General features: G+C 57.8%; 6 protein-coding genes. 4 read left to right on the forward strand and 2 right to left on the reverse strand.

Annotated elements, in window-relative coordinates:
• Positions 1-78: 78 nt before the first annotated feature.
• Positions 79-1,272, forward strand: a complete 1,194-nt coding sequence (locus BFP96_RS09785; RefSeq protein WP_065936109.1) for an MFS transporter — start codon at positions 79-81, stop codon at positions 1,270-1,272.
• Here BFP96_RS09785 and BFP96_RS09790 read toward each other — a convergent pair.
• Both BFP96_RS09790 and BFP96_RS09795 read right to left on the reverse strand, forming a co-directional pair.
• Positions 1,235-1,507: a DUF1652 domain-containing protein gene (locus BFP96_RS09790; RefSeq protein ID WP_065895531.1), complete on the reverse strand. Its 273-nt coding sequence runs from the start codon at positions 1,505-1,507 to the stop codon at positions 1,235-1,237. The genes BFP96_RS09785 and BFP96_RS09790 overlap by 38 nt on opposite strands.
• Before the next feature lie 102 nt (positions 1,508-1,609).
• A complete protein-coding gene (locus BFP96_RS09795) occupies positions 1,610-3,106 on the reverse strand; it encodes a PAS domain S-box protein (protein WP_065895532.1) in 1,497 nt (498 codons plus the stop codon).
• Positions 3,107-3,302: 196 nt separating this feature from the next.
• Between BFP96_RS09795 and BFP96_RS09800 the strand changes: the two genes are divergently transcribed.
• From BFP96_RS09800 to BFP96_RS09815, 3 genes are all read left to right on the forward strand, one after another.
• Positions 3,303-4,271: a hypothetical protein gene (locus BFP96_RS09800; protein WP_065895533.1), complete on the forward strand. Its 969-nt coding sequence runs from the start codon at positions 3,303-3,305 to the stop codon at positions 4,269-4,271.
• A gap of 80 nt (positions 4,272-4,351) precedes the next feature.
• Positions 4,352-4,972 carry a transglycosylase SLT domain-containing protein gene (locus BFP96_RS09805; RefSeq protein WP_065898283.1) on the forward strand — a complete coding sequence of 207 codons (621 nt, stop codon included), beginning with the start codon at positions 4,352-4,354 and terminating at the stop codon, positions 4,970-4,972.
• Between the two features lie 522 nt (positions 4,973-5,494).
• A protein-coding gene (locus BFP96_RS09815) for an IS3 family transposase (RefSeq protein ID WP_122582746.1) occupies positions 5,495-6,642 on the forward strand; the annotation gives its coding sequence in 2 pieces (ribosomal slippage) (positions 5,495-5,750 and positions 5,750-6,642; 1,149 coding nt in all).
• Positions 6,643-6,682 lie beyond the last annotated feature (40 nt).

A 6,682-nucleotide genomic window follows, 5' to 3' on the forward strand; every position in this document is an offset into this window, starting at 1 on the left:
CCACCTGCTCGCGTCATCTTTCCTGGGTTAAGGTAGCCGGCCGCAATGGTCGCGTTACCTTCAAGGAAAGAGAGCAGGATGCTTGCCGCAATAAGAAACTATCCCCGCACGGTGAACCTGCTGCTGTCGGCCACGTTGTTGCTGACGCTGGCCAAAGCGATCACGTTTCCGTACCTGGTGATTTACCTCACCGGCCATTTCGCCCTGGATATCAGCCAGGTCGGCCTGGTGATCGGCAGTTCGCTGATTGTGGGCTCGCTGCTCAGCGTCTATGGCGGTTTCCTCGTCGACCGCGTCAACAGTTACCGCTTGCTGCTCGGGCTGAGCCTGGTGTTTGTGCTGGGCTTCATCGGTACGGTCCTGGCGCAGACTATCTGGGCGTTCTATAGCTGCCTGATTTTGATCAACCTGGCCTATGCGGTCATCGATATTGCGATCAAGGCCGGTTTCGCCAGCGTGCTGCCGGAGGATGGGCGCAGCGAAGTGTTCTCCATCAAATACACCCTGACCAATATCGGCTATGCCGTGGGCCCGTTTTTTGGCGCGATGGTGGCCACGCTGGATATCAGCCTGCCGTTTATTCTGTCGGCGTTGTTGGGCGCGGGATTTTTCCTGTTGTATTGGCGCCTGGGCGACCGCGCACTGACCACCGTCGACGCCACGCAAAAACCGGTGTCATTCCTCGCCGTAGGCCGTGTGCTGCTCAAGGATCACCGCCTGGTGTGTTTCACCGTTGGTGGACTGCTCAGTGCCGTGGTGTTCGGTCAGTTCGTCGCCTACCTGTCGCAATACCTGGTGACCACCACCACCGCTGAATACACCTACACGGTAATCAGCACAATACTCACCACCAACGCCGTGCTGGTGATTGCCTTGCAGTACCTGATTGGCCGGCGCATCTCGCACCGCTACTTGAGCCAGTGGCTGATCGCGGGCTTGAGTATGTTCATGCTGGGGTTGATTGGCTTTGCGCTGTCCACCAGCCTGTTGTGGTGGGTACTGGCGATGGCGGTATTTACCGTGGGGGAAATCATCGTGTTTCCGGCCGAGTACATGTTTATCGACCGGATCGCTCCTGACCACTTGCGCGGCATGTATTACGGCGCGCAGAACCTGGCCAATCTCGGTGCCGCGTTGGGGCCGGTGTTATGCGGGCTGGTGCTGGCCAGCCTGCCGGCGTATTACATGTTTTTCATGCTCGGGGGATTTATCGTAGGGGGCGGGGTGTTCTATTTCATTGGGGCGAAGCTGAAGGCAGGTCATCCAGGTTGAGTTTGCCGACCGTATTGCTCTGCAGTTCGTAGCGCAATTCATCGACCATTTTCGTCACTTCTTCCGGGGTCTGCAGCCGGTTGGTGCTGATACCGGTGACCACCAGGTCGACTCGGCCGGTTTCGGCGTCGAATACCTTGAGGGTCAAGGACGCATCCCGGCACAGGGTGAATTCGCATGTCAGCGGCGACAGGCCTTCTTCGATGCAATTTCGCAGTTGAGAGAGGGTAAACATGCAGATTCCTTCAAGGCACAGATTCGATGCCTTGAAGGTTATTGATTGCGCCGCCAGCTAATAAGGCGAATTCGCACTATATGAACTAGTGCATTTGCACTCTCAGCGCTTGTTTTTTACCCGCAGTTCGCCAGCAAACAGCCCGCGTTCACGGGCCCAGACAATAGCCGAACTGCGGCTGTGAACGCCCAGTTTGGAGTACACCGTCGCCACATGATTGCGCACGGTATTGGGTGCCAGCTTCAGGCGCGAAGCGATCTCCTTGTCGGCCAGGCCCTCGCAGATCAAGCCCAGCACGTCCCGTTCACGGGCCGTGAGGTCGGTGAAGGATACGTTCGGCAGGTTAGGGCTGTTGACGCTTTTGGCATTGGCCAGTTTCTCGATCAGGGTCTGGCTGAACCAGGAGGCGTCCTGCATCACTTCTTCGATGGCCGCCACCAGCTCCAGCTCCGAGCGCTTGCGTTCGGTAATGTTCATGAACACCAGCAGGTAGCACGGCACATCCTGGATCACCACGGTGTCGGCGGACACCACGCAGTCGATCACTTCATTGCCTTTCTTGCGTACCTTGAGGTCGTGGCCGTCGAGGTTTCCGGCCTTTTCCAGCGTGGCGAACAATTGCGCGCTGGTAGGCGGGTTGTCGATGAAATTGATTTCTTCGATGGACTTGCCGATCAGTTCTTCACTGATGTAACCCGTGATGCTCATGAACGCTTCGTTGACGTCTACAACCTGGCGATTGGCGGCGTTGCACACCAGGGTCGGCACTGGCGTCAGGCGGAAGGATTTGGCGAATCGTTCTTCGCTCTGGCGCAGGGCGATTTCCGCCTTGCGCCTCGGCTCCAGGTCCATGAACGAGAACAGCATGCAGTCTTCCTCGTTCATATCCAGGGGCTGGCCGGCCACCACAACCAGCTTGCTGCCGCCTTCGGGCAGCCTCAGTTCGGCCTGCATCTGTGGAATGGTCGCGCCTTGCCCCAGGCGCTCGATCGCCAGGTCCTTGCGCTCGGCCTGTTCAAGCACGTCCAGTTCATATACGGATTTGCCGATGACCTGGTCGCGGTTGTAGCCGGTCATTTCCAGAAAACCCTGGTTGACCTTGATGTAGCGCAGGTCGCTCAGGCGGCAGATCACGGCAGGGGCGGGGTTGGCGTTGAAGGTTTTTTCGAAGCGCTGCTCGGCGCTGGCCCATTCGGTGGCATCGCTGAGGATCAGCACCAGCAGTTCCGGCTCACCCTGTGCGTCAGTGATGACCAGGCTGCGCAGGCGGTGCACCCAGGTTTTTTCCTGGTCGGTGGTGGGAATGACCTCCACGATCACGTCGCTGAATTCTTCTCCCGCCGCTGCGCGGGCCAGGGGGTAGCTGTCCAGTTGCAACGGGTGGTTGTTGCGATAGCGCAGACTGAAGCGCTCGGCGTATTGCCGGGTGTTGGCGCCCAGCCCCATGACGTCGCCGACGCCATGCATGGCCAACGCGGCCTCGTTGGCCCAGAGGATGGTCTGGTCGACCTCCGCCAATATCACACCATCGGATAATCCGGAGATGATCTGTTGCAGTTGGCGGCGGTTGGTTTCTTTGGCAAGAACATCCTGTGTCATAGATTCTCCGAAGTCTGGACGCATTGAATTACGACATCCCAGGTTTCGGATAGTGCAGAGAAGTTGTCCCTGTGGGAGTGCGAATGCACCAGGCCAGATAGTGCATTTGGGCCACGACTGAACGTATGTCGTTTCGCCACACTCACACCAGTCAAGGCACTTTGCCTTGCTCCGATAATTTGAAAAGGACCTTTGTATGACCACTGTCTATGAAACCAATCGATCGCTGTTTCGGGTGTCGTGGAGCTCGGTATTGGCCGGTAGTGCAATTGCACTGGTGACCTACCTGGTGTTGAGTGTGTTGGGTACGGCGATTGGCGCGAGTGCCGTCGAGCCGATGGAAGCCGGTAACCCGTTGAGCGGTTTCGGTACGGGCGCCGGGATCTGGTTGTTTGTATCGACGCTGATCGCCATTGCGCTTGGCGCGTTCGTGGCCGGGCGTACCGCACCGGATCGCGGTGGTCTGCACGGTGTACTGACCTGGACCCTGACCACCTTGCTGACCACCTGGCTGCTGGCGGGCTTGGCCTCCAGCGTAGTGGGTACCGCGGGCAACGTGGTGGGTAAAGGTCTGTCGGCTGCCGGCAGTGGCATTGCCGCCGCCGCACCGGGGATCGGCAACAGCATCAAGCAGCAGTTGAACGAGCAAGGCATCCAGCTGGACTGGAACAGCCTGCAAGGTCAACTCGATACCCTGCTCAAGCAAAGCGGCAAGCCTGAGCTGGACCCCGCCAACGTCGAGCAGAAAACCGACCAGGCTGCAGCCGATGGCAAGCAAACGGCAACTGACGCAGCGACCAACCCTGCCCAGGCGGGCGATGAGCTCAAGCAGTGGTTCGAGCGCGTGAAAGCGTCCGGCGAGCCTGCACTGAATGCTGCGGATAAAGAAGCGCTGGTCAACATCGTCGCGGCGCGTACCGGCAAGAGCAAGGAAGAAGCCACGCAGATCGTCGATAACTATGCCCAGGCTTATCAGCAGGCCATGCAGAAAGTCGAAGAACTCAAGCAACAGGCTGAACAGAAAGCCCGTGAAGCCGGTGAAGTAGCGGCCAAGCAGCTGTCTCGCGCAGCCTGGAGCACCTTGGCGATGCTGCTGCTGGGTGCGGCCTTGAGCTTCTTTGTCGGTCGTATCGCGCTGACAACCCGTCGCGTGCCATTGGCTTAAAAACTGTCTGCGGCAGGGACGCCGCCTCGGTGAACGCGTAAAATGCCCGACATTTTACGCGTATCACGCAAAGGTGCCCCTTGAGCGCAGGCAAAGCCGTCGGACTGTTACTACTCACCTCTCTGTTGGCGGCGTGCGGCACCTCGCCGCCACGCACGCCCAACGACATCTGCAGCATCTTTCGCGAAAAGGACGACTGGTACGACGCGGCCAAGGTCACGCAAAAGCGCTGGGGCGTGCCCATCCAGGTGCCGTTCGCGATCATGTATCAGGAGTCGGGCTTTCGCTACGACGCCAAGACCCCGCGTAAATACCTGCTGTGGATCATCCCCTGGGGCCGCGTGTCCACGGCGTCCGGCTATGCCCAGGCCAAGGATGAGGTATGGAATGACTACCGCAAAAGCACCGGCCGCAGCGGCGCCGATCGCGAGGATTTCGACGACGCCATCGACTTCATCGGTTGGTACATGGACAAGACCTACACCATCAACGGCGTCTACAAATACGACGCCTACGGCCAGTACCTGAACTACCACGAAGGCTGGGGCGGCTACCGCCAGCGCACCTACGCCAGCAAAGCCTGGCTGCTACCGGTGGCGAGCAAGGTGCAGGCGCGTTCGCAGCTGTATGCGCGGCAATATGCCGGGTGCAAGGATGAGTTGGGCCGAGGGTTCTGGAGCCGGTTCTGGCATTGGTTGTAAAAAGCTTCTGGATGCATGCAGACCCAATGTGGGAGGGGGCTTGCCCCCGATGGCGGAGTATCAGCCACTGATATCTCGACTGATGCACCGCTATCGGGGGCAAGCCCCCTCCCACAGTAAATGGCGGTACGGCGCCGGACCTGTGGCGATGCCGCTGACAGCCTCACAGCCGACGGCTATCTAGCTGATGCGCTACGATCCAAATGTGGGAGGGGGCTTGCCCCCGATAGCGGAGTGTCAGCCACTGATATCTTGGCTGATGTACCGCTATCGGGGGCAAGCCCCCTCCCACAGTAAATGGCAGTACGGCGCCGGACCTGTGGCGATGCCGCTGACAGCCTCACAGCCGACGGCTATCTGACTGACGCGCTGCGGTCCAAATGTGGGAGGGGGCTTGCCCCCGATAGCGGAGTGTCAGCCACTGATATCTTGGCTGATGCACCGCTATCGGGAGCAAGCTGAGCTGGTCTAATAGTCCCGGACACCTCAATAGGTGAAACTACACCTATTGAGGAGTATTCCATGACCAAGAAGTACAGAAAATTCGACGCCGCTTTCAAGCTAAGAGTCTGCAAGATGATTGTTGACCAAGGCCTGAGCGTGAACTCCGTTTGTACCGATTTAGACTTGAGTGACACTGCCGTGCGCCGCTGGGTCCAGCAGTACCAAGCCGAGCAGTTAGGTGGTACAGGGATTGGTAAACCGTTAACCAGCGAGCAACAGCGTATTCGTCAGCTTGAGCAGCAGATCCGCGAGCTGAAGACTGACAACGATATATTAAAAAAAGCTACGGCCTTCTTTGCCCGCGAATTGAAGTGATCCACCAATTGGTTCACCAAATGCAATGCAAGGCCTACCCGGTAATACGTATCTGCCGGGTTTTGCGGATCAGCCGTTCGGGGTTCTATGAAGCTCGTCAGCGGTCTTTTAAGCCAAAAGCTGTCTGTCCGGTTGCAGCTCAGGTCAAAGCTACGTTCATGACCAATGAGCACTGTTATGGCAGTCGTCGGGTGATGAAAGCACTGCGTAGCGATGGCGTATCCATTGGGCGGCACAAGGTCCGTCGGCTGATGAAACAACAGGATTTACGCCCGATCTGGAAGCGCAAGTTCGTTCATACCACCAACAGTAATCATAATTTCCCGGTAGCTGAGAACCTGCTCAACCGCCAGTTTAACCCCGAGCAGATCAACCAATCATGGGTTGCTGACATCACTTATATTCGCACTCGAAGCGGCTGGCTGTACTTGGCGGCTGTCATGGATTTGTATTCACGCAAGATCGTAGGCTGGTCCATGGCTCCGCATATGCGCGCAGAGTTGGTGTGCAGTGCTATGCAACTAGCCATCACACAGAGACAGCCTAAACCGGGTCTGATCGCGCACTCAGATCGGGGCAGCCAGTATGCAGGCGCTACTTACCAAGCCATGCTGACACGACATGGCTTGCGCTGCAGCATGAGCCGCAAGGGCAACTGCTGGGACAACGCAGTCATGGAACGTTTCTTCTTGAACCTGAAGATGGAGCGTGTTTGGAGGAAGGACTATGCCAATCATGATGAAGCAATCAGGGACGTCACGGATTACATTGTGCGGTTCTACAATGAACGACGAATGCATTCATCGTTAGACTATTTGCCGCCCAATCAGTACGAGCGGCAAACAGCCTGAAAACACCGATTGAGGTGTCCGGAAAAAGTTGACCACCTCA

The organism is Pseudomonas sp. 34 E 7, from assembly GCF_900005715.1.
Taxonomy (GTDB): domain Bacteria; phylum Pseudomonadota; class Gammaproteobacteria; order Pseudomonadales; family Pseudomonadaceae; genus Aquipseudomonas; species Aquipseudomonas orientalis_A.